General features: G+C 58.9%; 26 protein-coding genes and 1 tRNA gene. 15 read left to right on the top strand and 12 right to left on the bottom strand.

Features of this window, described 5'->3' with window-relative positions; all coding sequences use genetic code 11:
- The first annotated feature begins 60 nt into the window (after positions 1 to 60).
- Positions 61 to 654 carry a GTP cyclohydrolase II gene (gene ribA / locus G5182_RS09625; RefSeq protein ID WP_005337152.1) on the top strand — a complete coding sequence of 198 codons (594 nt, stop codon included), beginning with the start codon at positions 61 to 63 and terminating at the stop codon, positions 652 to 654.
- Positions 655 to 735: 81 nt separating this feature from the next.
- Here the strand turns inward: ribA and G5182_RS09620 are convergent, their stop codons facing one another.
- Both G5182_RS09620 and G5182_RS09615 read right to left on the bottom strand, forming a co-directional pair.
- A complete protein-coding gene (locus G5182_RS09620; protein WP_216950608.1) occupies positions 736 to 1692 on the bottom strand; it encodes a LysR substrate-binding domain-containing protein in 957 nt (318 codons plus the stop codon).
- A 63-nt stretch (positions 1693 to 1755) separates the two neighbouring features.
- Positions 1756 to 2631, bottom strand: a complete 876-nt coding sequence (locus G5182_RS09615; protein WP_216978982.1) for a LysR family transcriptional regulator — start codon at positions 2629 to 2631, stop codon at positions 1756 to 1758.
- 95 nt (positions 2632 to 2726) lie between these two features.
- Between G5182_RS09615 and G5182_RS09610 the strand changes: the two genes are divergently transcribed.
- The gene (locus G5182_RS09610; protein WP_021231402.1) at positions 2727 to 3950 is read left to right on the top strand and encodes an MFS transporter; all 1224 of its coding nucleotides are present in this window, start codon (positions 2727 to 2729) and stop codon (positions 3948 to 3950) included.
- Positions 3951 to 4095: 145 nt separating this feature from the next.
- On the opposite strand, the gene G5182_RS09605 is transcribed toward G5182_RS09610, so the two are convergent.
- From G5182_RS09605 to G5182_RS09585, 5 genes are all read right to left on the bottom strand, one after another.
- Positions 4096 to 4650 (bottom strand): VOC family protein, encoded by a 555-nt coding sequence (locus G5182_RS09605; RefSeq protein ID WP_031227877.1) that lies wholly within the window; start codon positions 4648 to 4650, stop codon positions 4096 to 4098.
- On the bottom strand, positions 4644 to 5408 hold the full coding sequence (locus G5182_RS09600; protein ID WP_216953387.1) for a DNA repair protein: 765 nt from the start codon (positions 5406 to 5408) through the stop codon (positions 4644 to 4646). Before G5182_RS09600 ends, G5182_RS09605 begins: the two co-directional genes overlap by 7 nt.
- A gap of 192 nt (positions 5409 to 5600) precedes the next feature.
- Positions 5601 to 6326 carry an oxygen-insensitive NADPH nitroreductase gene (gene nfsA / locus G5182_RS09595; RefSeq protein ID WP_216978983.1) on the bottom strand — a complete coding sequence of 242 codons (726 nt, stop codon included), beginning with the start codon at positions 6324 to 6326 and terminating at the stop codon, positions 5601 to 5603.
- Positions 6327 to 6397: 71 nt separating this feature from the next.
- Positions 6398 to 7963 (bottom strand): AbgT family transporter, encoded by a 1566-nt coding sequence (locus G5182_RS09590; RefSeq protein WP_227342572.1) that lies wholly within the window; start codon positions 7961 to 7963, stop codon positions 6398 to 6400.
- 143 nt (positions 7964 to 8106) lie between these two features.
- Entirely contained in the window at positions 8107 to 10059 is a 1953-nt protein-coding gene (locus tag G5182_RS09585) for a putative bifunctional diguanylate cyclase/phosphodiesterase (RefSeq protein ID WP_421172599.1), read from the bottom strand.
- Between the two features lie 833 nt (positions 10060 to 10892).
- On the opposite strand from G5182_RS09585, the gene G5182_RS09580 reads away from it, so the two are divergent.
- Genes G5182_RS09580 through G5182_RS09570 form a run of 3 tightly spaced genes read left to right on the top strand, consistent with a single transcriptional unit; the run spans position 10893 to position 13348 of the window.
- Complete coding sequence (locus tag G5182_RS09580; RefSeq protein WP_216953384.1) at positions 10893 to 11831, top strand: LysR family transcriptional regulator; 939 nt, start codon at positions 10893 to 10895, stop codon at positions 11829 to 11831.
- Between the two features lie 54 nt (positions 11832 to 11885).
- Entirely contained in the window at positions 11886 to 12908 is a 1023-nt protein-coding gene (locus G5182_RS09575) for a response regulator (RefSeq protein ID WP_103251765.1), read from the top strand.
- A gap of 8 nt (positions 12909 to 12916) precedes the next feature.
- The gene (locus G5182_RS09570) at positions 12917 to 13348 is read left to right on the top strand and encodes a PAS domain-containing protein (protein WP_005337175.1); all 432 of its coding nucleotides are present in this window, start codon (positions 12917 to 12919) and stop codon (positions 13346 to 13348) included.
- An 89-nt stretch (positions 13349 to 13437) separates the two neighbouring features.
- On the opposite strand, the gene ltaE is transcribed toward G5182_RS09570, so the two are convergent.
- The 3 genes from ltaE to G5182_RS09555 all read right to left on the bottom strand — a co-directional run bounded on the left by ltaE (position 13438) and on the right by G5182_RS09555 (position 15766).
- Positions 13438 to 14457 carry a low-specificity L-threonine aldolase gene (gene ltaE / locus G5182_RS09565; protein ID WP_227342570.1) on the bottom strand — a complete coding sequence of 340 codons (1020 nt, stop codon included), beginning with the start codon at positions 14455 to 14457 and terminating at the stop codon, positions 13438 to 13440.
- 112 nt (positions 14458 to 14569) lie between these two features.
- On the bottom strand, positions 14570 to 15271 hold the full coding sequence (locus tag G5182_RS09560; RefSeq protein WP_227342568.1) for a short-chain dehydrogenase: 702 nt from the start codon (positions 15269 to 15271) through the stop codon (positions 14570 to 14572).
- An 87-nt stretch (positions 15272 to 15358) separates the two neighbouring features.
- Positions 15359 to 15766: a helix-turn-helix domain-containing protein gene (locus tag G5182_RS09555; protein ID WP_033137628.1), complete on the bottom strand. Its 408-nt coding sequence runs from the start codon at positions 15764 to 15766 to the stop codon at positions 15359 to 15361.
- 149 nt (positions 15767 to 15915) lie between these two features.
- Here G5182_RS09555 and G5182_RS09550 point away from each other — a divergent pair, with 149 nt between their 5' ends.
- Positions 15916 to 16815, top strand: a complete 900-nt coding sequence (locus G5182_RS09550; RefSeq protein WP_227342566.1) for an aldo/keto reductase — start codon at positions 15916 to 15918, stop codon at positions 16813 to 16815.
- Between the two features lie 71 nt (positions 16816 to 16886).
- On the opposite strand, the gene G5182_RS09545 is transcribed toward G5182_RS09550, so the two are convergent.
- Positions 16887 to 17168, bottom strand: a complete 282-nt coding sequence (locus tag G5182_RS09545) for an RNA recognition motif domain-containing protein (RefSeq protein WP_005337180.1) — start codon at positions 17166 to 17168, stop codon at positions 16887 to 16889.
- 216 nt (positions 17169 to 17384) lie between these two features.
- Positions 17385 to 17927, bottom strand: a complete 543-nt coding sequence (locus tag G5182_RS09540) for a hypothetical protein (protein ID WP_042057259.1) — start codon at positions 17925 to 17927, stop codon at positions 17385 to 17387.
- Between the two features lie 106 nt (positions 17928 to 18033).
- Here G5182_RS09540 and G5182_RS09535 point away from each other — a divergent pair, with 106 nt between their 5' ends.
- The 9 genes from G5182_RS09535 (at position 18034) to G5182_RS09495 (ending at position 24323) form a co-directional block, all read left to right on the top strand.
- Positions 18034 to 18804, top strand: coding sequence for an amino acid ABC transporter ATP-binding protein (locus G5182_RS09535; RefSeq protein ID WP_421254348.1), 771 nt, complete (start codon positions 18034 to 18036; stop codon positions 18802 to 18804).
- Entirely contained in the window at positions 18797 to 19594 is a 798-nt protein-coding gene (locus tag G5182_RS09530; RefSeq protein ID WP_227342561.1) for an amino acid ABC transporter permease, read from the top strand. The genes G5182_RS09535 and G5182_RS09530 overlap by 8 nt, the downstream gene beginning before the upstream one ends.
- A gap of 2 nt (positions 19595 to 19596) precedes the next feature.
- Positions 19597 to 20418, top strand: a complete 822-nt coding sequence (locus G5182_RS09525) for a transporter substrate-binding domain-containing protein (RefSeq protein ID WP_227342560.1) — start codon at positions 19597 to 19599, stop codon at positions 20416 to 20418.
- Positions 20418 to 21323, top strand: coding sequence for an amino acid ABC transporter permease (locus tag G5182_RS09520; RefSeq protein WP_321537293.1), 906 nt, complete (start codon positions 20418 to 20420; stop codon positions 21321 to 21323). The genes G5182_RS09525 and G5182_RS09520 overlap by 1 nt, the downstream gene beginning before the upstream one ends.
- On the top strand, positions 21317 to 22054 hold the full coding sequence (mepA, locus tag G5182_RS09515) for a penicillin-insensitive murein endopeptidase (RefSeq protein WP_227342556.1): 738 nt from the start codon (positions 21317 to 21319) through the stop codon (positions 22052 to 22054). The genes G5182_RS09520 and mepA overlap by 7 nt, the downstream gene beginning before the upstream one ends.
- An 85-nt stretch (positions 22055 to 22139) precedes the next feature.
- Positions 22140 to 22730, top strand: coding sequence for a LemA family protein (locus tag G5182_RS09510; protein ID WP_227342554.1), 591 nt, complete (start codon positions 22140 to 22142; stop codon positions 22728 to 22730).
- Positions 22727 to 23452, top strand: coding sequence for a TPM domain-containing protein (locus tag G5182_RS09505; RefSeq protein WP_227342552.1), 726 nt, complete (start codon positions 22727 to 22729; stop codon positions 23450 to 23452). The genes G5182_RS09510 and G5182_RS09505 overlap by 4 nt, the downstream gene beginning before the upstream one ends.
- A 20-nt stretch (positions 23453 to 23472) precedes the next feature.
- Positions 23473 to 24090, top strand: a complete 618-nt coding sequence (locus G5182_RS09500; protein ID WP_227342551.1) for a TPM domain-containing protein — start codon at positions 23473 to 23475, stop codon at positions 24088 to 24090.
- A 145-nt stretch (positions 24091 to 24235) separates the two neighbouring features.
- A tRNA-Ser gene (locus tag G5182_RS09495) sits at positions 24236 to 24323 on the top strand.
- Positions 24324 to 24797: the final 474 nt, after the last annotated feature.

Below are 24797 nucleotides of genomic sequence, written 5' to 3'. Positions count from 1 at the left end.
CCTGACAAGGCGCGCTAAACTGGCCCCCTTTTTTGAGCCGTTAGTAGTAAGGAGCAACCTATGAGCAGCGTTACCCTCGTGGCCAAATCCAAATTGCCCACCCCTTGGGGCACCTTCACGCTGGTAGGTTTTCAGGAAACCGGCACAGGCAAAGATCATGCCGCACTGGTGATGGGCGACATTACCGGTGAAGAGCCCGTGCTGGGCCGGATCCACTCAGAGTGCCTGACCGGCGACGCCCTGTTCAGCCTGCGTTGTGACTGCGGTTTCCAGTTGCAGGCGGCCATGGAGAATATCGCCAAAGCCGGTCGTGGCGTGTTGCTGTATGTGCGTCAAGAGGGCCGAGGCATCGGCTTGCTCAACAAGATCCGCGCCTATCACCTGCAGGATCAGGGAGCCGATACCGTGGAAGCCAACGTGGCCCTTGGTTTCGCCGCCGATATGCGCGACTACACCATCTGCGCCGATATGCTCAAGCAGCTTGAGGTCAAGTCTCTCAAACTGATGACCAACAACCCGCGCAAGATGAAAGCGATGGAATCCTTCGGTATTCCGGTGGCCGAACGGGTACCGTTGCAGGAAGGGCGCAATCCCCACAACGAGTTCTATCTGTCGACCAAGGCCAACAAGCTGGATCATATGCTGAAGAAGTGAGCCTGAATTGACGAATGTCAGATTGTCAAACGCCTCCCATTGGGAGGCGTTTTTCTTGGGATGACCACACATCAACCCAAGCTATCTAAGTGGCACGGTCAAATTGGCCAGCATAGCTTCAAGCTCTTCGCCAGTGCGGGCAGCACAGTATTGTTCAACCCGCTCCCGGGTCAATTGCGGCGCGAGACGTCCAATCAGGTCATACAGATAGCCGCACAAAAACGCCCCTCTGCGCAACCCGATAGCGGCAACGCCACTAGGTAGCCAAGGCACCTGTTTGAGCAGCAGATCACCATCGCGCTGGGGCTCCCAGGCAAAAGTTGCCATCACTCCGATGCCCATCCCTTGTCTGACATAGGTCTTGAGCACATCGCTGTCGCTCGCACAGCAGGCGATCCGGCTCTCGGCATGAGCGCAATCAGAGCCATGAGTTGTGGAGAGAGCCCTTCCATCGGTCACCAATGCAAATTCCACCAGCTCGGCCGGGGTCAGCGATGTTGCTCTGGCCAATGGATGCTCCTTGGGCAGCACCAAGCCCCGTTGCCACTGAAAAGAGGGGAGCACAAGCAGATCGCTCCCATCCTCCGGTTCATCCGCCAGCAGCAGATCGGCAGCGCCATCATGCACGGCTGCTCGGCACTGCGCCGCACTCCCCTGCATCACCGTTACGGCCACTTTGGGAAAGCGGGCCATGAAACCCTTGAGGATGGCAGGCAGAATATAACGGGCCTGCAGATGAGTAGCGGCAATGGTGAGGGTTCCCTGCTCCGGATGCACATGCTGCCTGGCCATCACTTTGATGGTGGCGACCTTGTCGAGCACCTCGGCGGCGACTTTGATCACATCCCGACCTATGGGGGTGATCTGGGTCAAGTGTTTGCCGCTGCGCTCGAAGATCTGGATCCCCAGCTCATCCTCCAGCATCCGCACTTGTTTGCTGATCCCGGGCTGGGAGGTAAAGAGGCTCTCGGCGGTGGCCGACAGATTCAGCCTGTGGTTCGCCACCTCGACGATATAGCGCAATTGCTGCAATTTCATGGTGTAGCCCTCAAGCGAACCCACCGTTAATAGTAACAAACTTTCAGCAATGACCCGCCGCCATCAGGCCGGGCGCTCCTTGAGTAGAAAATCACGCAAGGCACGATTGGCCATGGAGAGCGGATCGCCACGCCGCCACGCCACACAGAGGTCGAGGTAGATGGGCGGGTCGAAGGGCACGCCACTCAGATCCGGCTCCTCTTCCAGCACCATTCGCAAGAAGGTGGTTACCGCAAAACCTTGCCGCACCACCGCCTTGAGCAAAGGGATCAGATTGCTCTCGAAGGCGATATCGGGCTCGACGCCGAGGCTCTGGGCCAGCGCCTCCATATGCTCGCGGTGGTAGAAACCGCGGCGAAACAACGCCAGCTCCTGAGCGAAAAACTGTGAGAGGGTGACGGCCGGTTCGCCGCGCAAGGGGTGATCATCCCCCACCACCATCAACATCTCTTCACTCAACAGATGTGCCCCCTCGATGGCGGGCGGCAGATCACTGGTGATGAGAATGGCCAGATCGAGGGAGCCATCCACCATCCGGCTGAGCAGCTCGCGGGTACCGGCCTCTTCGACCCGGATCTTGAGGCCGGGGTAGCGGTGCTTGAAGGCCATCAGACGAGGGGGGAAATAGTAGGAGCCCATCATATAGGGGATCCCGATCCGTACCTCCCCCCGCTCCAACCCCTTGAGCTCTGCCATCTCGGCCTCGGCCTGATGCATCTGCAGCAACAGACGCTCGGCATGGCGACAGAGCACCTCTCCCTCAGGGGTGAGCCGTACCGCCCGGTCCTGTCGATCAAACAGCCGCAGCTCGAGCTGCTGCTCCAGTTTGGCAATGGCCATGCTGATGGCCGGCTGTGCCACATGCAGACTGTTGGCTGCCTTGGTAAATGAGCTGGCATCCCTGACCGCCAGCAGATAGGTGAGCTGTTTCAGATCCATGTATCAATTCATCTTATGAGATGGATAACTTAAATATATTATATTTATAACTGCAAGGACTCTACCCTGACCAAAAGCAGTCAGGACAATACGCAATGATTGAAGTCGGAAGTCGCGAGTGGATACGTGCAACCCTGGCCCTCAGCCTGGGCTCTTTTCTGGTGTTTCTGAACCTCTACCAGACCCACCCCCTGTTACCCCTGATTGCCGAGGTCTTCTCGGTCAACTCCCTCTCGGCCAGCTGGACCCTGGCAGGATGCACAGCAGGCCTTGCCGCCTCCTTGCTGATCTGCGCCAGACTGGCGGATCGCCATGGCCGTCGGCAGGTCATGCTGGGTACACTCACCCTGGCGATCCTGCTCTCACTGTTGATCCCCCTGGTTGAGCAGTTTGGTTCACTGCTGTTGCTACGCATCCTGCAGGGTGCGCTGCTGGCCGGGTTACCAGCCACTGCGATTGCCTATATGGGGGAAGAGTTCAGTAAACGGGCGCTGCTCTCGGCGGTGGGGGTCTATATTGCCGCCAACTCCCTCGGTGGCATTGCCGGTCGGGTGGTCGGCGGCCTGCTGGCGGGCTGGTTTGGCGACTGGCAACATACCTTTCTGGGGATCGGTGTGATCAGCCTGTCACTGCTGCCGCTGGTCTTCTGGCTGCTGCCCCATCAGACCCGCTTTGTGGCGAGCGCCCCCGTTCGCGGCCAATTTGCTCGCGCCTTGCAGCAGCACCTGACCAATCCCTTGCTGGTAGGGGCTTACCTTATCGGGGGACTCAACTTTATGGTGTTTCTGAACCAGTTCAGTTATCTCACCTTCCTGCTGGCAAAGCCCCCATTCTCCTTGCCCACCCAGTGGCTCGGCATGCTGTTTCTCACCTATCTCTCGGGGACGGTGGCCTCCTCACTGAGCGGCCGCTTTGCCAACCGCTGGGGGGCACAACGCATGCTGCTGGTCGGGATCGCCCTGATGGCCCTCGGCAGTCTATGGCTACTGCAAGCTAGCCTGCTCGGGATCCTGAGTGGCTTGCTGATCTCCAGCTTCGGCTTTTTCCTGGCACACGCCTGCGCTAGTGCCTGGGTTGGTCATCATGTCGAACACAACCGCGCCCTCGCCTCCTCTCTCTATCTGGTAGCCTACTATCTGGGAGCCAGTCTGGGGGGACTTTACCTACACCCCTTCTGGGAGCAGGGCGAGCTGGGCGGTCTGGTCATGGGTATTGAACTGGTCCTCATCTTGACGGCCGGCTTGAGCCTCTGGCTCGGCCGTCTCAAGCAGCGAAGCCAATCGCCACTGCCCGCCCAGCAACCCCACCGACACGGGTAACAGGCTCAGCGCAAACAGGGTCACCCACGAGCAGATAGCGCTCTCGCAACCCAGCACCGCCAGATAGCAAAAGGGGTCACACCGGTGACCCCTTTTGCTGCGTTATTCAAGAGCCTGTCAGGCTCGCACCGCATAGAGCGCAGGATCACTCCTGATCGAAATAATCCGCAGGCACCGCGACCACAGCACCGGTCGCCACCTCTTCGGCGATCACCTCAGCCAGCGAGCGTAAGTGAAACTTGATCTGACCGGAGGGCAACATCAGGCCGATATCGGGGTTGCGGGTATCCTGCATATTGCCGGTTTTGAATGGCTGCTCGGGATAGCGCGCTACCAGATCCTGCAGTGAAGTAACCACCAGCTCGATATGTTCCAGTCCTGCCTGATGGATGCGCCCCGGTTTCGGCGCCGCCAGCTCGATACAGGGTACCTGCACCTCACCAGCCAGCAGTGGCTGATGCAACTGATAAGTGGCAATCGGGCGACCGCCGATCATCCCCTCCACCAGCAAGGAGCCCGCTTCAGCCAATACAGCACACAGCGCGCGGTACTCCTGCAAGGTCGCCGCCCGATAACAGAGGTGATCGACCGTTGGCTGGGAAAATGTGACGCCAGCAGCGGCCAGTTCGGTCAACAGCTGAGAAACAAATGGGGCCATTGGCCCCAGTGTGGAATCGAGTGGGTGGGACATGCTTACCATTTCTTCTTGGGTTGAAACAGGACATCGAGCTCGTCGGCTTCCTTGTCCTTGATGTTTTGCAGATCCTGCGCGCTGTTTTGCTGCTGCAGCTCTTCAAGCTCCTTGAGCCCCTGACGCATATCCTCTTCACGAGCCAACAGATAGGGATCCTTGTCGCCAATGCTGGCCATTGCCGACAACCCCTTGGTATAGAGCTGGCGGCAAGTACCATATTGGCCCTGAATGCGGGCATCCATCGCCCGCTTGACCAGATTCGAGATGTTGATTTTGAGCTGCATCAGCTCGAGACGACGATCTTCCTGAGCAAACCCCTGCGGATCAATTTTGCCCTTGTTGTGCTCGACACGCAGTACGGCACGTAGCTTTTTTACCAGCTGCAACATCTGGATCGCCTGACGATCAGACTCGGGGGTTTTGAAGTGCCCCTCATCCTGCGCACTGTAATTTTCCTGCACGTTCTTGATCTGGATCTGCACATCGGCGATGCGCTGCTTGATCTGGTTGTTGGGCATCACCTGGGCGATGGCGCGATAGGCATCAAGGATCCGGTGCTGCAACAGCAACACCATGTTTTTGGAGAAAGGCACCAGATTGACGTTCAGCAGTACCTCTTCGGTCTCGTCGGCTACCGTCTTGTGTCTGGCAACGGCGTGACGCTTTTCAGCCTCCGCCTTCTGCTTATATTGCTGTACCACGTTATAGGCGATAACCAAAAACAGGAGCGCGCCGATAGACAGCAATACCAAAGTTAAAATCATAGGATGTCCAAACCCCTGTCCCAATCCAATTGCGTGATCCTACAACAGCTTATCTACTTAAGGTAGCCTGTAGATCCCCCCTTGCCCACGATTTGTCGCCAAGCTGTATACCCGGTCTCAGGGAAAGATTTCAGGATCACGGGAAAATGACCATGGTGGTCATCACTCCCATAGTATCGCCCATCAGCGCCATTACTTGAGGTTAAAGCCCTGCGATTGCAGGAATCCCAGCATGAAAGGGCGGGACTCCTTGCCCAGAATGGCGCGGATCTGGCTACTCCAGGTCTGCTGTTTGTTGTTGCTGCTGCGGGCCTGATAGTAGTCCGCGATCTGCTGATCGTACCGGGCCAGCAGGTCGCGATCCAGCTCGTGCTGGTAGCGCTCCTGATGCACCACCAATCCCCTGGGCAGGCGGGGTTTCTGCTCCGGCTGCTGAGCAGGGTGGCCAAGGCAGAGGCCAAACAGCGGGATCACCTGATGGGGCAAGCCCAGTAGCTCGCTCACCTCGGCAGGATGGTTGCGAATGCCGCCGATATAGACCCCGCCCAGTCCCAACGACTGCGCCGCCAGCAGGGCATTTTGCGCCATCAGGGCGCCGTCAATGGCACCGATCAACAACTGCTCCGCATAACCGGTCTGGGCCTCGGGCACGATCTGGCTGTGACGATGGTAATCGGCGCAGAACACCAGAAACTCGGCCGCCTGCACCACATAGGGTTGATTGCCCGCCAGCATGGCCAGCTGCTGACGCGCCTCGGGTTCACTGACTCGCACAATACTGGTCACCTGCAAAAAGCTCGAGGTCGAGGCGGACTGGGCGGCGGCGAGAATGACATCCAGCTGCTGCGGGGCGATCGGCTCGGCAGTGAACTGACGAATGGAGCGATGGGAAAGGATAAGATCGATGGTCTGATTCATGGCACCTCCAAAATGAGGTAACACCATAGCGAAAAAAACGAGGGAGCCCAAGGCTCCCTCGCACACCCAGCTTAAGGGGCCGGATAGACGTAAGGGGCTTGCAACCCGAGCGGGAAGCCGAGCGCCCAGTAGAGCAGCAGGAAAATCGTCCAGCTCACCAGGAAGGCCAGCGAGTAGGGCAGCATCATGGAGACCAGAGTGCCAATCCCGGTGCTCTTCACATACTGCTGGCAATAGACCACCACCAGCGGGAAGAAGACCATCAGCGGGGTGATGATATTGGAAGCAGAATCCCCGACCCGATAGGCCGCCTGGGTCAGCTCGGGGGAGATCCCCACCGCCATCAACATGGGTACCAGGATCGGGCTGATCAGCGCCCACTTGGCGGAGGCCGAGCCGACTACCAGATTGACGCTGGCTGTGAGCAGGATCATCCCGACGATAGTCACCTCACCGGGCAGCGCCAGCGCATGGAGCACTTCGGCACCGGAAAGGGCCAGCAGGGTGCCCAGATTGGAGTCACCAAACGCCTTGATGAAGAGCGCGCAGAAGAAAGCCATCACCATGTAGGAGCCCATCTTGTTCATGGTGGCCGACATGGCATCGATCACATCCTTGCCGCTCTTGAAGCTGCCTGCGACAAAGCCGTAGACAATCCCGGGCAGGATAAAGAGCAGGAAGATGAGCGGCACTATGGACTTCATCACGGGGGCAGCGAAGGTGGTCAGGGAGCCATCGGCAGCACGCAGCGGGGAATCGTTCGGGGAGAGCGCCAGCGCCAGCAGCACGATAGCCGCCAGCATGGCAAACCCGGCCCAGTTGAAGGCTCGGCTCTCTTGCGCGCTGTAGCGCCCCATCTCGTCGGCACTCTCCAGATCCTCGTTAAGCGCCACATGCTTGAGGCGCGGCTCCACCACCTTTTCGGTAATGAACCAGCCGACGCAGATGATCAGCAGCGAAGAGGCTCCGGTAAAGATGATGTTGCAAAGGGTGTTGACCATGTAGTCAGGATCGAGCAACTGAGCGGCGGACTGGGTAAAGCCCTGCAGCAACGCATCCCCGCCGGAGGGCAGGAAGTTGGCGGCAAAACCGCCGGAGACACCGGCAAAGGCGGCGGCGATCCCCGCCAGCGGATGGCGTCCGGCAGCGTGGAAGATGATGCCACCGATGGGGATCACCAGCACATAGCCCGCATCTGCAGCGGTGTGGCTGACGATCGCTACCAGGATCAGCATGGGAGTGAGAAAACGGGCAGGCGTCACTTTGAGCAACTTTTTCAGACCGGTATTGATAAAACCGGACTGCTCGGCCACCCCGACCCCCAGCATGGCCACCAGCACGATCCCCAGCGGGGCAAAGCCGGTGAAAGTGGTCACCATGGTGGAGAGAAACTCGGCCAGACCGGCACCGGTCAGCAGGTTGTTGACCACTACCGCCTCCCCGGTACGGGGGTTGACCAGATCAAACTGGAATTGTGACAACACCCAGGAGCCGACCCAGACGATCAGCAAGGCGTAGAGGAACAGCATGGCGGGGTCGGGTAATTTGTTCCCGGCTTTCTCGACGCCATTGAGGAAACGGTTCAGCCAACCTTTGGGAGGGCTGGCCGGACGGTCATTGACAGCAGCACGACTCATTATTGCGATACTCCTTTCCCTAGAAACGAGGTCGCATGCTAGCAATTCCAGCCAATCCGTCTCATGACCGATCGCAAAAGAATGATTAATTTTGATTAAATATTGCGGAATAAAATTCCAAGTTGTGGCCTAACGCACACTTGTTACTCTGCCATCACGGCATCTAACAGTGGATAACGCCCAACCTGACACTCCACCACGAAACCGCTTGCCTCGACTTGTGCCACCGTCAGCGGCTTGCTGAACAGATATCCCTGGAACACATGGCACCCCTGGGTCTGCAGTGCGGCCAGTTCGTGAGGCTCCTCCACCCCTTCCGCCATGATCCCCAACCCCAGATTGGTGGCCATGGCCGCAGTCGCCCGGATCACCGGCAGGTTGAGGCCGACCACGAAAGAGCGATCCAGCTTGATCGTATCGATGGGCAGGCGATTGAGATAGGCAAGGGATGAGTAGCCGGTACCAAAATCGTCGATGGCAATCTTGATCCCCAGTTCACTCAAGTCATCGAGAATATCGAGGCACCCCTTCATATCCAGCATAAGCACAGTTTCGGTCAGTTCCAGCGTCAACAGGGAGGCATCCACCCCGTGCAGCTCCAGCTGCTGGCGCACTTGCCCGGGCAGTGCCGACGAGAGCTGGAAACCAGAGAGGTTGACGGAGACTGGCACCCGGTGATGGAGGCGCTTCTTCCAACTGGCCATTTGGGCAAGCGCGGTAGAGAGCACCCAGCTGCCGATCTCGCGGATCAGCCCCATCTCTTCGGCAAGGGGGATAAACTCCACTGGCGAGACATGGCCAAGCACCGGGTTATACCAGCGCAGCAGCGCCTCGTAACCGATCAGACGCCGTTTGGCGACATCGACCTGTGGCTGGTAACAGAGGCTCAGCTCCTGACGACCGATAGCCTTGGCCAGAAACTGCTTGAGATTGAGCTTGCGCTGCAGGGTCTGTTGCATGCTGGGGGTAAAACGCTGCCAGCGCAGCCGCCCCATCTGCTTGGCCTGATACATGGCCATATCGGCGCGGGTGATGAGGTTATCACCATCGTCCGCATCATCGGGATAGATGGCAATGCCGATACTGCCGCCGATGGTTACCTCCGGCAGACCGCTCAGTTGCAGCGGCTTGGTCATCTGGGAGAGCATCTGATCGGCCACATCCTGGGCTCGTTCGCTCTGGTTTCCCAAGGGAACCAACGCGGTAAACTCGTCCCCGCCAAGACGGGCCAGCTCAACATCGCGGGGGCAAATCTGTTTGAGGCGACCGGCAACCCGCTCCAGCAGGCGGTCTCCCGCCTTATGGCCGTAGTTGTCGTTGACCAGCTTGAAGTTGTCCAGATCCATGAATACCAGCGCGAAACGCTCCCCCAACCCGCAATAGGCCTCGAGAGATTTCATCAAGCCATAACGGTTGAGCAGGCCGGTCAGGGAGTCATGCCAGGCGAGGTGGCGATGCTCCAGCTCCTCGAGTTTGCGATCGGTAATATCGCGCATGGTGAGCAGGATCCGCGCTCCTTGCTGGATATAGCGGAACTGATACTGGAACCAGCGCATCCCCTTGAGGGTTCGGCACTCCCCTTCGGTCACTACTTCATCGAGTCGGGAGAGCTTCTGGTAAAAACTGTCGTCACTACCGGAAAAAACTTGGGAGAGCGTGGCGATCCGATGACCGAAACACATCTCGAAGTGATAGTTGCCGCTTTCGAACGCGCCATTGCTATCGAACAGGCAGGCCAGGGTATCACCGGTTGCCAGCGAGGACTCCTGATAGAGGGTATCGGAGTCGAGCACCGCCTCGGTCATCATCATCAGCCGGCCAGCCAGCTGAATGCCGGAGAGGCGTAGATAGATCTGCTTCTTGACCCCCTTTGGGGAGATAGTCCACCACTCGTTGTAACTTCGCCCCTGCTGAAAATCACCGAGGTAGCGTTGCAACAACAGCGCTATGGCTGTGGCCATATCAGCCGAAAAATCCCTGGAACAGAGCTCGTCAAGGGAGGTGGCCTCCCAGAGAGGAAGTGCTGCGCGGTTTGCCCAGAAAATATGGTGATGTTCGATGTCATATACCCAGATAGGGGTATGCAGAACATCCATTGTCTTCAGTAACCGTTCGTCAAGCGTATTCATCTGGTCAAAATCATTCATGCTGGATGGTCACTGGTGAACCGGAAAACAAATGGGCAAACCGCCGTATGCAGAATGCAAGGTGACAACACCTCTCGGCCACTATTTCTCGCGATGGCCAAAAGCAGATAACTGATTTCAGAAATCAACAACAGGAGAGCCAATCCAGCCACAGAAAAAAGGACTCAGCCAATACTCCTGTCAATCAGAACAAATCCCTCGTTCGTTTTTAACTTTTTTTCCCAGCAAAAACAAGCACTAAGAATTGCACTCTGGATACTTCAAAAAACATTTTTACGATTCACAACAAACACTTATTTACTGACAAAAAAGTCAACTAAAAAAAGTGCCGGCATTTCCCTCGTAAAACTTTCATTTATTAACCAGCGCGTTGAATAAACAGACAAAAAAGAGCAAAACCGGCCCCAAATAGCGACTTAACAAGGAACTTAAATACCTCAAAACCGAATATCTACCTTCACCAGACCGGCATGATGAATATGCGACTGTCATCACATTCACATCGCCGAAAAAAAGAACTGCTCTTGACCAGCGCGATCCTCTTTTTTCCTGAGGATGGGTCGTATTGTAGTCATACCATGTCGCCTCTCTCTCTTGAGCTAACGGGTGACATCTCGCAACAATGACTGTGGCGCAGAAAATAATCCTCATTCGAGAACAATTGAAAATTTAAACTGGTATCAGTAGAAATCGAATCCAGATCAATTAAACGCTGAATTACCCTTGCCAAGCGATAAGGCTCTTTTTATGGTTGCCCCCTTGTTACACCCAGAACAGCGTTTATGAAGCACATCGAAGAGTTCTACCTGTTCGTCAAGGTGGTGCAAGAGGGAGGATTCTCCCATGCTGCAGCCGCACTGGGCATGCCAACAGGCACCATCAGTCGACGCATTTCCCAGCTGGAAGAGCAACTGGGTTGCTCCCTGCTACATCGCTCTACCCGTAAACTCCGTCTTACCGATGAAGGGCTCAGATACTACGAGCGTCTCTGCACACCGCTTGCACAAATCGAGCAGGCCACCAGCGAGATCCGGGGTAAAGAAGCAGACATCACCGGGCTTATCCGGATAGCCGCGCCGATCGCGCTCTCCAACACCATCCTCATCGATATGCTGGCCGAATTCGGGCTGCACTATCCCGAGGTACAGTTCGATATCACCCAGACCAATGATCACCAGCACCTGTTCGACAATGATCGGGATCTGGTGTTCTTCAACGGTGAGCTGCCCCAGTCGCTGCCCAATGCGATCTGTCTCGGTCATATCGAGTACGGCCTGTTTGCCTCGCCACTCTATCTGACCAAGAAGGGAACCCCCTCCCACCCCAGCCAGCTGGAAGAACATGATCTCATCTACTGCTGGCCACACCAGCACTGGCAACTGACCGACAAGGATGGCCAGAGCGTCTGCATCAAACGCAGCGCCAAACTGACCGTCAACCAGACTCAGGCCGCCGTGCGCGCAGCCCGGCGTCATCTGGGGATCGTCAACGCCCCGCTGCACTATCTGAGCAGCTTCCTCCATGACGAGCAGCTGGTACCGGTACTGACCGACTGGCAGACCGGCAATCGCCCCTTCTACATGTTGTGTTGCCAGCACCAGTTCGCCCCGTTGCGTGTTAAGATGTTCGCTGAATTTGTTGAGAAATACTCCGCACGCTATCGTAACCGGCAATGGGATAACCAATTTTCACAGGGTGACAACCTCCCACATTGCATCTGACTGTTAGCGGGCCACACTTATAGCAATCCTTGCCAACAGAGCCTGCCTAACGCCATGAATGTATTGATATGTGATGACTCCGGGTTCGCCCGCAAACAGCTGGCACGAGCGCTACCGGCTGACTGGAAAGTCGATTTGCACTATGCGGCGAATGGCCTTGAAGGGATCGAACAGGTGCTGATGGGCCATGGGGATCTCATCTTTCTCGATCTGACCATGCCGGAAATGGACGGTTACGGTGTGCTGGAGACCCTGAAACGGGAAGGACTACGCAGCAAGGTTTTCGTGGTCTCCGGAGATATCCAGCCTGAGGCCTATCAGCGGGTCATGGGGCTGGGGGCGCTCGATTTCATCAAGAAGCCCGCCGCCCCAGATACCCTGCTAGCCCTGCTCAAACAACATGGCTTCTGGAGTGCTTCATCGGGTAATCAGCCGAGTGCAGCCGAGCCCTTGCCAAGCGGCGTGGTAGCCGATGCAGGCGTCAAGATCACCCCCGAAATCCGCGATGTCTATCAGGAGCTGGCCAACGTCTCCATGGGTCAGGCCGCCGACTTGCTGGCTCGTCTGCTCAACGCCTTCGTGGTGCTGCCTATCCCCAACGTCAACGTGCTGGAGGTCTCCGAGCTGCATATGGCCCTCTCGGCCGCTGCGGATTCAGATACCCTCTCCGCCGTCTGTCAGGGGTTTATCGGAGCTGGGATCGCCGGTGAAGCGCTGATCCTGTTCCATGACTCCAGCTTCAAAGATTTGGCCAAGCTGATGAACCATCAGGGGACGCTGGATCGCACCGCCGAACTGGAGCTGTTGATGGATACCGCCAACGTGCTGATCGGCGCCTTCCTACGCGGCTACGCCAACCAGCTCGACACCCCCTTCAGTCAGGGGCACCCGGTGGTGCTCGGCCAGCACAGACCCATCAACGAGCTGATCAACACCAACAAGAGTCGCTGGCGCCGCACGCTCGCCATCGAGATCAACTACCGGATCCAGGATTACGCGGTGCAGTGTGATCTGCTGCTGCTGTTTACCGAAGATTCCATCGCCACCATGAACAACAAAATCATGCACATGCTCTAGGAGTGACTATGGAAATCCGTGAATTTCATTGGCTGATGAACATAGTCCAGAACCTGGACGTAGGCCTGGTAGTGCTCGACAAGGAGTACAAGGTACAGGTGTGGAACGGCTTTATGGAGAGCCACAGCGGCCGACTGGCCAGTGACGTGCGCGATGGCGTACTGTTCGAGCTCTTCCCCGATGTGGACAGAGCCTGGTTCGAGCGCAAGGCCAACATGGTCTTCAAGCTCAACAACCGCGCCTTCAGCACCTGGGAGCAGAAGCCCTATCTGCTACGTTTCTCCAACTATCGCCCCATTACCGGCTCGGCCCCCCATATGTTCCAGAACCTGACGCTGGTGCCACTGGCCGATTTCGGCGGTCAGGTGACCCACATCGCGGTGATGATCTACGACGCTACCGATGAGGCCATGCTGATGAGCGGCCAGCGGCAGGCTTGAGCTTGCAGCAAATAACAGAGGGCGCCGCGGCGCCCTCTTTTATTTCGGTATGAACAGGTCTCGGTATAACCTCTACCTCACCAGCCGTCTCAACGCGCCCCGAGATACTCGGTGAAGGCGTCGATCACCTCTTCAATATCGTCATCGTTGATTTGCAGATGGGTCACCAACCGCAGCTCGCCGTAACCGGAAAAGAGGATCCCCCTCTCCTTCATAAAAGCGAGCAGAGGGGCTGATTCCCCCTCACGCAGCCGCAGGAACACCATATTGCTCTGCACCAGCGAGAGGTCGAGCTCGATGCCCGGCAGTGCAGCCAACCCTTCGGCCAGCCGTTTGGCACGGCGGTGATCATCGGCCAGGCGGGTCACGTGCTGCTCGAGGGCAAACAGACCGGCTTGCGCCAGAATCCCCGCCTGACGCATGCCGCCCCCCAGCATCTTGCGCAGTCGGCGCGCACGGGCGATGAAGTCGTGACTGCCCACCAGCAGCGAGCCCACCGGTGCGCCCAACCCCTTGGAGAGACAAATCGAGATGCTGTCAAATGGCGCGGCGATCACCTCGACCGGGGTCTCGCTGGCCACGGCGGCGTTAAAAAGCCGTGCGCCATCGAGATGGAGCTTCAAGCCACGTTCAGCAACAAATGCCCCCATCTCTTGCAGATAGGGGAGCGGCAGCACCTTGCCGTTGTGGGTGTTCTCAAGGCAGATCAGGCGAGTCTGGACGAAGTGGGCATCATCAGGGGCCAGCGCAGCCCTGATATCATCGAATGCCAGTGTGCCATCGCGCTGCATCGGCAAGGGTTGCAGGGCTACGGAGCCCAGCACGGCACTCCCCTGCGCTTCATAGCGATAGATGTGAGCGGCGTTGCCGAGGATGGCCCCCTCACCGCGCTGACAGTGGCTCATCACCGCCAGCAGGTTGGACATGGTGCCCGATGGCACAAATAGCGCCGCCTGTTTGCCCAGCAATCTGGCCCCAAAGGCCTCCAGCGCGTTGACGCCCGGATCTTCACCATAGACATCGTCACCGACTTCGGCGTGGAGCATGGCTTGACGCATGGCGTCAGTAGGCTGGGTGACGGTGTCACTTCGTAAATCGATATAGCGCATGAGATCCCTCCTGAAACAGGAGAGTGACGTTAGCCATGCGCCCCTCGCTTGGCAAGGGGCGCATGGGCAGAATGTGAAGCCAATAGACGTCCGTAGAACCCGCAGGCGGGATTTACCAGGGCAGCGGCTGACCGTTCAGATCCAGTAGCTGGCCCGATTGGGCCAATGATAACCCCTTGATGAGATTGAGCAGTTTCACCGCCACCTCGGCAGGATCCAGCAATTGCTCCGCGGGCAACTCGCTCAGAAAGGGGGTATTCATCGGGGAGTCCATCAAGCCGGGCGCAACGGCCACCACCCCTGCTTGCGGGAAACGCTGCGTCCACTCAAGGGCCAGGGTTTTCACCCCCATGTCGAGGGCCGCCTTGCTCATCCGGTAGCTGTAACGTCCCCCCTCCAGATTGGCGGTGATGGAGCCCGCCAGATCGGAGATGGCGCAGAGCCACAGCGGATGGTCATTGCCCATCAACCGGCTGAAACGGGCAGCCAGCGCCAGTGTTGGCCAGGCATTGGCCAGCAGGCTGTCGCACAGCCACTTGGGGTGCACCTCTTCGACCCGCCGCTCCGGCATAAAGCTGACATCGTGCAACACGCCGATGGTATTGATCACAACGGTGGGAAGCGGATCGCAATCGTAGAGGGTAAACAAGGCATCGAACGAGATGGCATCGACATCTGGCAGCGGGAAGAAGTCCTCCATCTCGATCCCTTTGGGATAGTTGCGCCCGGCCAGCAGGAATGACTCCCCCCTTGCCATCAGCTCTCTTGCCAGCGCCGAGCCCAGCGCACCACTTCCGAGGATCAAGTAGCTCATCGCCCATTCCATGGAGACTTATCTTGCTTAGAGCGTATCAGAATAATCAACCGGCCGTGACACGACCAAAGGGTAATATGCTCCTCATCACGCTTCCCCCAGATGGCGGCCAAACTCCCGCGCCAGCGCCAAGTCGAGAAAACCGTCCGCTTTCTTGTGGGTGCGCAAAAACTGGTAGTAGGCGAGCAGGGTGACCAGCGCCTCCTCATCGGGCAGCCCCACCCCGGGTTGCTGCTCGCCCAGCAGTTGCTGCGCCGCAGCCAGCGCCTCCCTGTCCACCACTTCCGCCTGACGGTAGAGATAACCGCATCCGGTCGCCAGCCACTCCAGCGAGCAGTTGGCCCCCATGGCGATCTGGTTGGCCCGCGCCAGGCCAGGCTCGGCCCCCTTCAAATATTTGCGGATCAGCGCTTCACTGAGCCCCACCTTGCGGGCAAAGGCGCTCACGCTCATCTCCCCGATCAGGCTCTGCAAGCGCTCGGCAAATCCTTCCATCCAATTATCTCCCCAACTCTCTTCGGTCAGAACCAAAGTTCGAATCATGCCACTGTCCATTATTGCTTTGCCAGCCACATGGGGCCAAGATGCCCGCAGTCATCCATGTTGCACATCGTTTTCGCATCGCGTTTTTAAAGGAGTCAACCATGTCTGTATCCCGTGTCGCCCTGCATCCGCAAGGCCCCACCTTCTCTCGCCTCATCATGGGTTACTGGCGCCTGATGGAGTGGCAGCTCTCTCCGGCCGCTCTGCTCGATCTGATGAAATATCATCTGGATCTGGGGGTCACCACCATCGATCACGCCGATATCTATGGTGGCTACCAGTGCGAAGAGGCCTTTGGTCACGCCCTACGCCTCGAGCCTTCCCTGCGCAGCCGGATGGAGATCGTCACCAAGTGCGGTATCGCCCTCACCGCCAAGCCGGAGCATGCTCTCAACCACTACAACACCGGCAAGGACCATATCATCGCCAGCGCCGAGGCCTCGCTGCGCAAGCTCGGCACCGACCATCTGGACCTGCTGCTGATCCACCGCCCGGATCCCCTGATGAACGCCGATGATGTGGCCGACGCCTTTATCACCCTGAAACAGGCGGGTAAGATCAAGCACGCCGGGGTATCCAACTTCACCGCCCGTCAGTTCGAGCTACTGCAATCGCGCCTCCCCTTCCCGCTAGTCACCAACCAGCTGGAGATCTCGCCGCTTCATCAGGAAGGGACCCTCGATGGTACCCTGGATCAGTGCCAGCAGCTTGGCATCAAGCCGATGGCCTGGTCATGTCTCGGCGGCGGCCGACTGTTCAGCGATGAGGCCTATGCCCCGCTGCGTGCCGAACTGGAGCAGATCCGTCAGGAAGTGGGCGCCCAGACTATCGAGCAGGTGGTCTACGCTTGGGTAATGATGCTGCCAAGCCAGCCGCTGCCATTGATTGGCTCCGGCAAGCGGGAGCGGATTGCCGCCGCCGTGGCCGCCGAATCCATCGAGCTTAACCGCCAGCAGTGGTTCCGCATCCGCAAGGCGGCACTCGGTTACGACGTCCCCTGATCACAGCAAAACATTCAGAAACAAAAACGGCATGGGGGAAACCCATGCCGTTTTTTTATTGCCGAGGTACCTTAGCGGTGGCGCTGTTGCGGGCGACCACGGGGAGCATCTGTCTTCGGTTTGGCCTGGTTGACGGTGATGGTACGGCCACCGACTTCTGTGCCATGCAGACCAGCGATGGCCTTTTCGGCATCACCATTGACCGGCATTTCAATAAAACCAAACCCCTTTGACTGGCCGGTATCGCGGTCGATGATGATATCAACCTTGTCGACCTGTCCAAACTGGCTGAACAGGGTTTTCAGTTCGTCGGCCGTCATCCGGTACGACAGATTTCCTACGTAAATCTTCATGCCATCCACTCTCGATTCAAGGTGCCTTCTCTATGCAATTCCCAGCATAACGGTAAGGGCACAACCCCTATGCCGGACCTGCCATGGCTTCATGCCGTGGCCTTCTCCACACTGTCGTCAAGTGATTGATCTCTTGGGGTAACAGTGCAGACAAGATCAATTCGAGTCACTGGCAGTATCTGAGCTTTGCCGGGAATTGTCGAGAAAATAGTCGACTCAGGCCGATTGCAGATCTGACAACCGTTGCGCCAGCATCCGGCGACCGTGCCAGGCCCGTTTAAAGCCGAAGCGATAGACAGACGGGCTCACCAGATGCAGCTCCCCCGCCTTGAGATCCAGCAAGGCCATGGCCGCCGCCAGCTCCTCTTCACTCAGTTGCAGATCGAGGCTGAAGTCGAGCCACTGGCCGTCGTGACCCACTCGCCGCTCCCGTTCGAGCGCCACCAGCTGGTTGCGGGGCAGCGCCAGCGCTTCGTCCTTGTTGCCATTGAGCAGATAGATATGCTGTTCATCCCACCCCAGCTCCGCCAGGCGCCAGGGCTGCCAGCTGCGGGGCAGCGACACCATGATCCCGGTGATACCACCAAAGACCACGCCCACCCAGTTGAGCAGCGCCATGGCGCCCAAACCATCCCACAAGGAGGCCGCCACCACGCCCCAACTCACCAGCAACAGCAGAAAAATGACGCAGCGATAGCGAACCGCTGGCGGCATCAACAGCTGCACCTGCGAACCGGCAAGCAAGGATGTAATACGCATGAAAAGCTCCTGTCATCACGAAATGGCGCCATTGTGAATAGCCATCAGGATGCTGACAAGGGGGTTTTCTTTGTCATCCCCCTATAAAATCAATACCATGGCGTAAATGATTCTCAGTGGAACCCGCTTCTTGACCAGCTCGCAACCCTGTGTGCGCTTTTGTGGCGTCGACAAATTCTATGGCGACTTTCAGGCTCTTCATCACATCGATCTCACCATTGAACGGGGAGAGAAGTGGGTTATCTGTGGCCCGTCAGGCTCGGGAAAATCGACCCTGATCCGCACCATCAACGGGCTGGAGGGGATCGACGACGGCCAGCTGTTCCTGTTTGGCGAGCCGGTGACCCCTTCCTACCTGCGCCGCCTGCAAGGTCGGGTCGGCATGGTGTTTCAGCAGTTCAACCTCTTCCCCCATATGACGGTGCTGGAAAACCTGATGGTGGCGCCGGTGCACACCCTGGGGCTGCGCCCTCAGGAGGCCAAAGCCCGGGCGCTCGGGCTGCTCGAGCGGGTGCGCATTCAGGCACAGGCCGACAAGTACCCCCACCAGCTCTCCGGCGGCCAGCAGCAGCGGGTCGCCATCGCCCGCTCCCTCTGCATGCAACCCGAGCTGATGCTGTTTGACGAGCCCACCTCCGCCCTCGACCCCGAGATGATCCGCGAAGTGCTTGATGTGATCCGCGAGCTGGCCGACGAGGGGATGACCCTGATCTGCGTCACCCACGAGATGGGCTTTGCCCGTCAGGTGGCGGATCGGGTGCTCTTTATGGACGAGGGAAAGATCATCGAGTCGGCCCCGCCCGCCCAGCTGTTCAGCGCCCCCCGGCACCCGCGCACCCAGGCCTTCCTCGAACAGGTGCTCAGCTATCATGGCTAGGCTCAAACGCCCCCGCCTGCTTGGCTGGCTGTCGGGCACAGTGATGCTCTCTGTGTTGCTCGGCTGGGCGCTCTATAGCGGCGCTCGCCAGATGGGCTATGAGTGGCAGTGGCAGCGGGTGTTGCCCTTTCTCGGCGAATTGGATGAGGGAACCTTTTATGCCGGCCCCTTGCTAAACGGCCTGCTGGTCACTTTGCAGGTGGCGCTGCTCAGTCTGTTGGGCACGATGGCGGTCGGTGTGTGCGTAGTTAGCCTGCGGCTGCTTCCCTCCATGCTCGGCCCCTGGCTCGCCATCGCCTATCTGGCGCTGGTGCGCACCACGCCCCAGCTGGTGCAGCTCTATATTCTCTATTTCTTGCTGGGCCCCATGCTGGGATTGACCCCCCTTGCCTGCGCCGTGTTGAGCCTCTCCCTCTATCAGGGGGCCTTCACCGCCGAGGTGTTGCGTGCAGGGGTACAGGCCATTCCCAAAGGACAGTGGGAGGCAGCCCACTCCCTTGGCTTGTCGCGAACCATCACCCTGCGCAAGGTGATCCTGCCCCAGCTGGTGCGCATCACCTTGCCGCCGCTCACCAACGAGCTGGTCTCCCTTATCAAACATTCGGCGCTGGTGAGTGTGATCGCCATCTTCGATCTGACCAACGAAGGGCGTACTCTGGTTGCCGATACGTTTCTGACCTTTGAGGTGTGGTTTACCGTAGCTGCCCTCTATTTGCTGTTAACCCTGACGCTGTCAGCCTGTTCGCGGGCACTGGCCCGTCACCTGAATCCGGATCAACAAGGACGCTAACCATGAATCTGTCATTCAAGACCACCCTGTCGGGCGCAGCCCTGCTGCTGGCAAGCCTGCTCACTCCGGCACTGGCAGAAACTGCCCCCTCCGACACCCAGGCACAGATCGAGCAGAGCGGTACCCTGCGGGTCGGCATGTCCACCTTCACCCCCTGGGCGATGCGCGACAAGCAGGGGGCCCTGATCGGTTTCGAGATTGACGTGGCCCGTCGCCTCGCCACAGATAACGGCTGGCAGGTAGAGTTCGTGCCTACCGCCTGGGATGGCATCATCCCCTCCCTGTTGGCGAAAAAATATGACGTCATCATCGGCGGCCTCACCATCACCCCCGAGCGGGAGAAGAGCGTGCGCTTCACCCAGGCCTACTCCCATTCGGGGGTGCAGCTGGCCGCCTCCAGCACCCTGGCCAAAGAGAAGAAAACCGTGGCGGACTTCAACCAGCGCGGGGTGATCCTGGCGGTACGTCGTGGCGCCTCACCGGTACAGGTGGCAAAAGAACACTTCCCCAAGGCCACCCTGCGCCAGTTCGATGACGAGTCACAGGTATTTCAGGAGGTGCTGAACGGCCGCGCCCACGGCGCCCTCTCCTCTTCCCCGAAACCCGAGCAAGAGGCGCTGCGCCACCCGGATGCCCTCTTTATGCCGTTTGCCGAGCCGTTGGCACAAGGCGATGAAGGCTTTGCCCTGCGCAAGGGGGATGATGCCCTGGCTGAGCAGTTCAACGAGTGGATCGCCGCCCGTCAGGCCGATGGCTGGCTCAAGGCGCGCCATGACTACTGGTTCAAGTCGCTGGCATGGGAAGCGCAGGTCGCCAATCCCTGATGCTGATGGCCCTCAAACAGACCATCCGGCGCATCGTCCGGGAGCCATGTCGGAACATCAACTGGCTGGATGGGGCGATCGCCCTGATCCTGCTGCTGGCTGGCCTCTGGCTGGCCAGCCGCTTGCACATCGGGGTGGCCTATCAGTGGCGCTGGCATGAGGCCTTCGATCTGCTGTTCACCCCAGGCCCTCACGGCGAGTTGCCCTACTTTTTCAGCGGTCTGCTCACTACCTTGCGCATCGCCCTGCTCGGCATGGTGCTGGCGCTGCTGCTCGGCACTGCGCTGGGGGTAGCCGCCTTCAGCCGCCGACCCTGGCTGGTGATGCCCGCGACCCTGTTTATCCAGCTGATCCGCAATCTGCCGCCGCTGGTCTTTATCTTCATCTTCTACTTCTTTATCGCCAACCAGCTGCTGCCTGCAAGCGGCCTCTCCCGCTGGCTCGGCACCGTATCACTCTCCCCGTGGCAAGAGGCGCTGTTTGGCCCACCAGCCCGCTGGGAGAACCTCATCTCAGGCATCCTCTGCGTTGGCATGATCAGCGCAGCCTTCGTCGCCGAGATCGTCCGCGCCGGGCTGGCCGCCATCCCCCGTGGCCAGTGGGAGGCGGCGCAGAGCCTCGGGCTCTCTCCCTGGGTGCGGCTGCGCCATGTGATCCTGCCGCAGGCCATGCTGCTGATGCTCCCCCCCCTCACCGGCCAGCTCATTGCGCTGGTGAAGGATACCGCCATCGTTTCCCTTATCTCGGTGCAGGAGCTCACCTTCGTCGGCACCGAGATGGCCAACTCCAGCGGACTGGTCTACGAGGTCTGGCTGCTGGTGGCCGCGGCCTATTTATTTATATGTTTGAGTCTGTTCGTATTGCTGAGCCGACTCGAAGCAAGACAAGGAGCACGCACATGCTGACGTCCCTGTTGCTGGCGACTGTCTTGCAAGCGGAAGCCATCGGTGGTTATGCCGCCGGGTGCCTGAAAAACGGCGTATCCCTGCCCCTTGAAGGGCCGGGTTATCAGGTGATCCGCACCAAGCGGCTACGCTACTACGGCCACCCCGACCTCATCCACTATCTGCAAGCGCTGGCCAACCAGACCCGCATGGCCGGGCTGCCGGATCTCTATATCGCCGATCTGGCGATGGCCCGTGGCGGCCCCTTTACCTCCGGCCATCGCAGCCATCAGACCGGACTTGATGCCGATATCTGGTTTCGCATGGCCAACCGCCCCATCAGCAAATGGGAGCAGGATGCCCCCAAGGAGTGGGCGCTGATCGACGAACCCAGCTACAAGATGTTACCGGGCCGCTTTGGCCCCCAGCAGCTCACCCTGCTGCGGCTTGCGGCCAGCAAACACGAGGTGGCCCGCATCTTCGTCAATCCGGTGATCAAATCCGCGGTCTGCCAACAGGCTGGTAACGAACCCTGGGTCGCCAAGCTACGCCCCTGGGTGGGCCACTTCAGCCACTTCCACGTGCGGCTGCGCTGCCCGGTGGGCAGCCCAGATTGCGAGCCCCAGGCTCCCATTCCGCCCGGCAATGGCTGTGGGGAAGAGCTGGCCTCCTGGCTCAAAGACAAGCCCCAGTTGCCCAAGGTCTCCGGCATCAACAAGCGACCTGAGCTACCTGCGCGTTGTGGCAACTGACCCCAAGCTGGTATGGTGGTGCACTCTTGGTCGTACACCATCCATGGCGCACTATCGACTCGAAATATCAAAGGAGAACAACAAGATGGCCACATCACTCTGGCGCAGAACCACGCAGAGCCTGTTGACCCTGACCCTGCTGCTCGGCCTGACCGGCTGCGGCATGAACAACATCCCGACCCTGGATGAGCAGGTTAAAGCAAGCTGGGGGCAGGTGGAGAACCAGTATCAGCGCCGCGCCGACCTCATTCCCAATCTGGTCGCCACCGTCAAGGGCTACGCCAGCCATGAGCAGGAGACCCTAAAGGCGGTCACCGATGCCCGCGCCCGGGTCGGCAGCGTGCAGTTGAGCGACCCTGCCCAGCTCAAGGAGTTTGAAGCGGCCCAGAACCAGCTCTCCAGCGCCCTCTCCCGCCTGATGGTGGTGGTAGAACGCTACCCCGAGCTGAAAGCGGATCAGCAGTTCCTTGCCCTGCAGGCCCAATTGGAAGGAACCGAGAACCGCATCTCGGTGGCTCGCCGCGACTATATCGAGGCGGTGCGCCAGTTCAATACCGAGATCCGCACTTTCCCCGGCGTCATCTGGTCCAAGCTGCTCTACTCGGACCTGGAGGCCAAACCCAGTTTCAGTGCCAAACCCGGTGCCGATGAGGCGCCCAAGGTCAGCTTCCAATGAAGATGATGCTGCGCTGGTTTCTTCCCTGTCTGCTGCTCTGGGCCAGTGCCCTGCAAGCGGCACCGGACTTCCCGACGCTGAGCGGACGGGTGGTGGATGAAGCCAGTCTGATGTCCCGCAAACAGGCCCATCAACTGACCCAACAGCTGGCCGCCTTTGAAAAGCGCAGCGGTATCCAGCTGGTGGTGGTCTCTGTCGACAGCCTCGATGGGGAGACTATCGAGGAGTACGGCTACCAGCTCGGTCGCCACTGGGGGATCGGCCAGAAAGGCAAAAACAATGGCGTGCTGTTGCTGATCGCCCAGGATGAGCGCAAGGTGCGGATCGAGGTGGGATATGGGCTAGAAGGCGCCCTGCCCGACGCCATCGCCGCCAACATCATCCATGGCCGCATCCTGCCCGCCTTCAAACGCGGCGATATGGTGGCCGGGATCATGGCGGGCAGCCAGAGCATCATGAAGGCACTCGCCGGAGAGTATCAGCCGGTCGAGCAGCCGAAAAGTGACAACGGCGGCGGCCCCTTGCTGTTTATTCTGGTGGTGATTGCGATGATCGTGCTCCACAACCTGCGCGGCGGTGGTGGCGGTGGGCCAGGAGGACGACGTCGGTCGGCCTACATGGCCGGTGGATTGGGTGCCGGCTCCTTTGGTGGTCGCTCTGGCGGCGGATTCAGCGGTGGCGGCGGCAGTTTTGGCGGCGGCGGAGCCTCCGGTGGCTGGTAACAGGAGTAAAGAGACAAATCATGATTTCTAAACAGTTCTTCCACACGCTTCAGGCCAAGGTGCGCGAAGCGGAGCTAGAGACTGATGCTGAACTGGTCACCGTGCTGGCCCCGGCCAGCGATGGCTATCGCTACATTCCCACCCTCTGGGCGGCGCTGCTGGCGATGCTCACCCCGCTGCTGGTGTTCCAGCTCGGCTTCTGGCTCGGCTGGTACGAAATCCTGCTGGTGCAGTGGTCGGTCTGGCTGCTGCTGAGCCTGCTGTTCCACTGGACCCCCATCAAGATGCGGCTCATCCCGAAGAAGGTTCGCCAGCACCGGGCGGCCCTGATGGCTCGCCTGCAATTTGTCGAGCAAGGGCTGCACCGCACCCGCGACCGGCTCGGGGTGCTGATCTTCGTCTCGGCCGCCGAGCACTATGTAGAAATACTGGTGGATGACGGCATCGCCCAGCATATCGACAACGGCCAGTGGCAGGAGATCATCGACGACTTCGTGGCGCGCGTGCGCAACAAGGAGATCGAACAGGGTTTTCTGGAGTGCGTGGAGCGCGTTAGCGCCATTCTGACCGATGCCTTCCCGGCCACCCGGGATCAAAACGAACTGCCGGACAGTCTGATCATCCTCGGCAAGCCCTGATCCGGTTTAAAAAATCGGCATTCTGCACAAGGGTTAGGCATTCGGAAAAGATTATGAAAAATAAGGGGAAAAGAGGTTGACCCACACAGCCCTTTCCCCTAAATTACGCCCCGTTCCAGCGCAACAGCGCAGCGAACGAAAATTTGGTGAGGTGTCCGAGTGGCTGAAGGAGCACGCCTGGAAAGTGTGTATACGGCAACGTATCGAGGGTTCGAATCCCTCCCTCACCGCCAAATTAAAAAAACCGACCTCAGGGTCGGTTTTTTGCTTTCCGGAAAACACAAACATCGGTGTCGACAACGGCAACAACGACAAAAACAGGTGAGCACTCTCGCCAGACCATCCCCTGTATGAGCAACACCTCCCCGGCACTTCCCATGGAGCAGCTGGTTGGGCATGGGCTTGCTCATCGCCGTTGTGTCATTAGCCGGCATGCCCCCCTTTTCTAACGCTCAGCGACGGGTACCCAGCAAACCACCCTCAGGGCGATGGTGAGGCATGCCACGTCGGCGTCATCTATCTCCTCAGCATGACAGCTTTATGGCAGCCTGAGCGCTCACCACAAGGCTCTGAGCACAGTTTTCCTGTTATCCTCGGCGCACCAGCACCTTACCGCCTCGCGAGAGGCTGTGTCCCGTCCTGAATATGGTTTACACCTTTCCCCCCCAATAAATGGAGAACCCGATGGGACAAGGTGTGAAACGGAC

The sequence above is a fragment of the Aeromonas sp. 600948 genome, from assembly GCF_049174875.1.
Classification (GTDB): Bacteria; Pseudomonadota; Gammaproteobacteria; order Enterobacterales; family Aeromonadaceae; genus Aeromonas; species Aeromonas veronii_A.
The sequence above is the reverse complement of the archived record's forward strand: the minus strand, read 5'-3'. Positions and strand labels throughout refer to the sequence as shown.

Excerpts from the sequence above, each read along its gene's own strand:
- G5182_RS09615 (WP_216978982.1), bottom strand. The coding sequence starts at position 2,631 with ATGGATCTGAAACAGCTCACCTATCTGCTGGCGGTCAGGGATGCCAGC.
- mepA (WP_227342556.1), top strand. The coding sequence starts at position 21,317 with ATGCTGACGTCCCTGTTGCTGGCGACTGTCTTGCAAGCGGAAGCCATC.
- G5182_RS09525 (WP_227342560.1), top strand. The coding sequence starts at position 19,597 with ATGAATCTGTCATTCAAGACCACCCTGTCGGGCGCAGCCCTGCTGCTG.
- G5182_RS09620 (WP_216950608.1), bottom strand. The coding sequence starts at position 1,692 with ATGAAATTGCAGCAATTGCGCTATATCGTCGAGGTGGCGAACCACAGG.
- G5182_RS09535 (WP_421254348.1), top strand. The coding sequence starts at position 18,034 with ATGATTCTCAGTGGAACCCGCTTCTTGACCAGCTCGCAACCCTGTGTG.
- G5182_RS09585 (WP_421172599.1), bottom strand. The coding sequence starts at position 10,059 with ATGGATGTTCTGCATACCCCTATCTGGGTATATGACATCGAACATCAC.
- G5182_RS09550 (WP_227342566.1), top strand. The coding sequence starts at position 15,916 with ATGTCTGTATCCCGTGTCGCCCTGCATCCGCAAGGCCCCACCTTCTCT.
- G5182_RS09570 (WP_005337175.1), top strand. The coding sequence starts at position 12,917 with ATGGAAATCCGTGAATTTCATTGGCTGATGAACATAGTCCAGAACCTG.
- G5182_RS09610 (WP_021231402.1), top strand. The coding sequence starts at position 2,727 with ATGATTGAAGTCGGAAGTCGCGAGTGGATACGTGCAACCCTGGCCCTC.
- G5182_RS09580 (WP_216953384.1), top strand. The coding sequence starts at position 10,893 with ATGAAGCACATCGAAGAGTTCTACCTGTTCGTCAAGGTGGTGCAAGAG.
- G5182_RS09590 (WP_227342572.1), bottom strand. The coding sequence starts at position 7,963 with ATGAGTCGTGCTGCTGTCAATGACCGTCCGGCCAGCCCTCCCAAAGGT.
- G5182_RS09560 (WP_227342568.1), bottom strand. The coding sequence starts at position 15,271 with ATGAGCTACTTGATCCTCGGAAGTGGTGCGCTGGGCTCGGCGCTGGCA.
- G5182_RS09505 (WP_227342552.1), top strand. The coding sequence starts at position 22,727 with ATGAAGATGATGCTGCGCTGGTTTCTTCCCTGTCTGCTGCTCTGGGCC.
- G5182_RS09600 (WP_216953387.1), bottom strand. The coding sequence starts at position 5,408 with ATGATTTTAACTTTGGTATTGCTGTCTATCGGCGCGCTCCTGTTTTTG.
- G5182_RS09530 (WP_227342561.1), top strand. The coding sequence starts at position 18,797 with ATGGCTAGGCTCAAACGCCCCCGCCTGCTTGGCTGGCTGTCGGGCACA.
- G5182_RS09520 (WP_321537293.1), top strand. The coding sequence starts at position 20,418 with ATGCTGATGGCCCTCAAACAGACCATCCGGCGCATCGTCCGGGAGCCA.
- ribA (WP_005337152.1), top strand. The coding sequence starts at position 61 with ATGAGCAGCGTTACCCTCGTGGCCAAATCCAAATTGCCCACCCCTTGG.
- G5182_RS09510 (WP_227342554.1), top strand. The coding sequence starts at position 22,140 with ATGGCCACATCACTCTGGCGCAGAACCACGCAGAGCCTGTTGACCCTG.
- G5182_RS09605 (WP_031227877.1), bottom strand. The coding sequence starts at position 4,650 with ATGGTAAGCATGTCCCACCCACTCGATTCCACACTGGGGCCAATGGCC.
- G5182_RS09500 (WP_227342551.1), top strand. The coding sequence starts at position 23,473 with ATGATTTCTAAACAGTTCTTCCACACGCTTCAGGCCAAGGTGCGCGAA.
- G5182_RS09555 (WP_033137628.1), bottom strand. The coding sequence starts at position 15,766 with ATGGAAGGATTTGCCGAGCGCTTGCAGAGCCTGATCGGGGAGATGAGC.
- ltaE (WP_227342570.1), bottom strand. The coding sequence starts at position 14,457 with ATGCGCTATATCGATTTACGAAGTGACACCGTCACCCAGCCTACTGAC.
- nfsA (WP_216978983.1), bottom strand. The coding sequence starts at position 6,326 with ATGAATCAGACCATCGATCTTATCCTTTCCCATCGCTCCATTCGTCAG.
- G5182_RS09540 (WP_042057259.1), bottom strand. The coding sequence starts at position 17,927 with ATGCGTATTACATCCTTGCTTGCCGGTTCGCAGGTGCAGCTGTTGATG.
- G5182_RS09575 (WP_103251765.1), top strand. The coding sequence starts at position 11,886 with ATGAATGTATTGATATGTGATGACTCCGGGTTCGCCCGCAAACAGCTG.
- G5182_RS09545 (WP_005337180.1), bottom strand. The coding sequence starts at position 17,168 with ATGAAGATTTACGTAGGAAATCTGTCGTACCGGATGACGGCCGACGAA.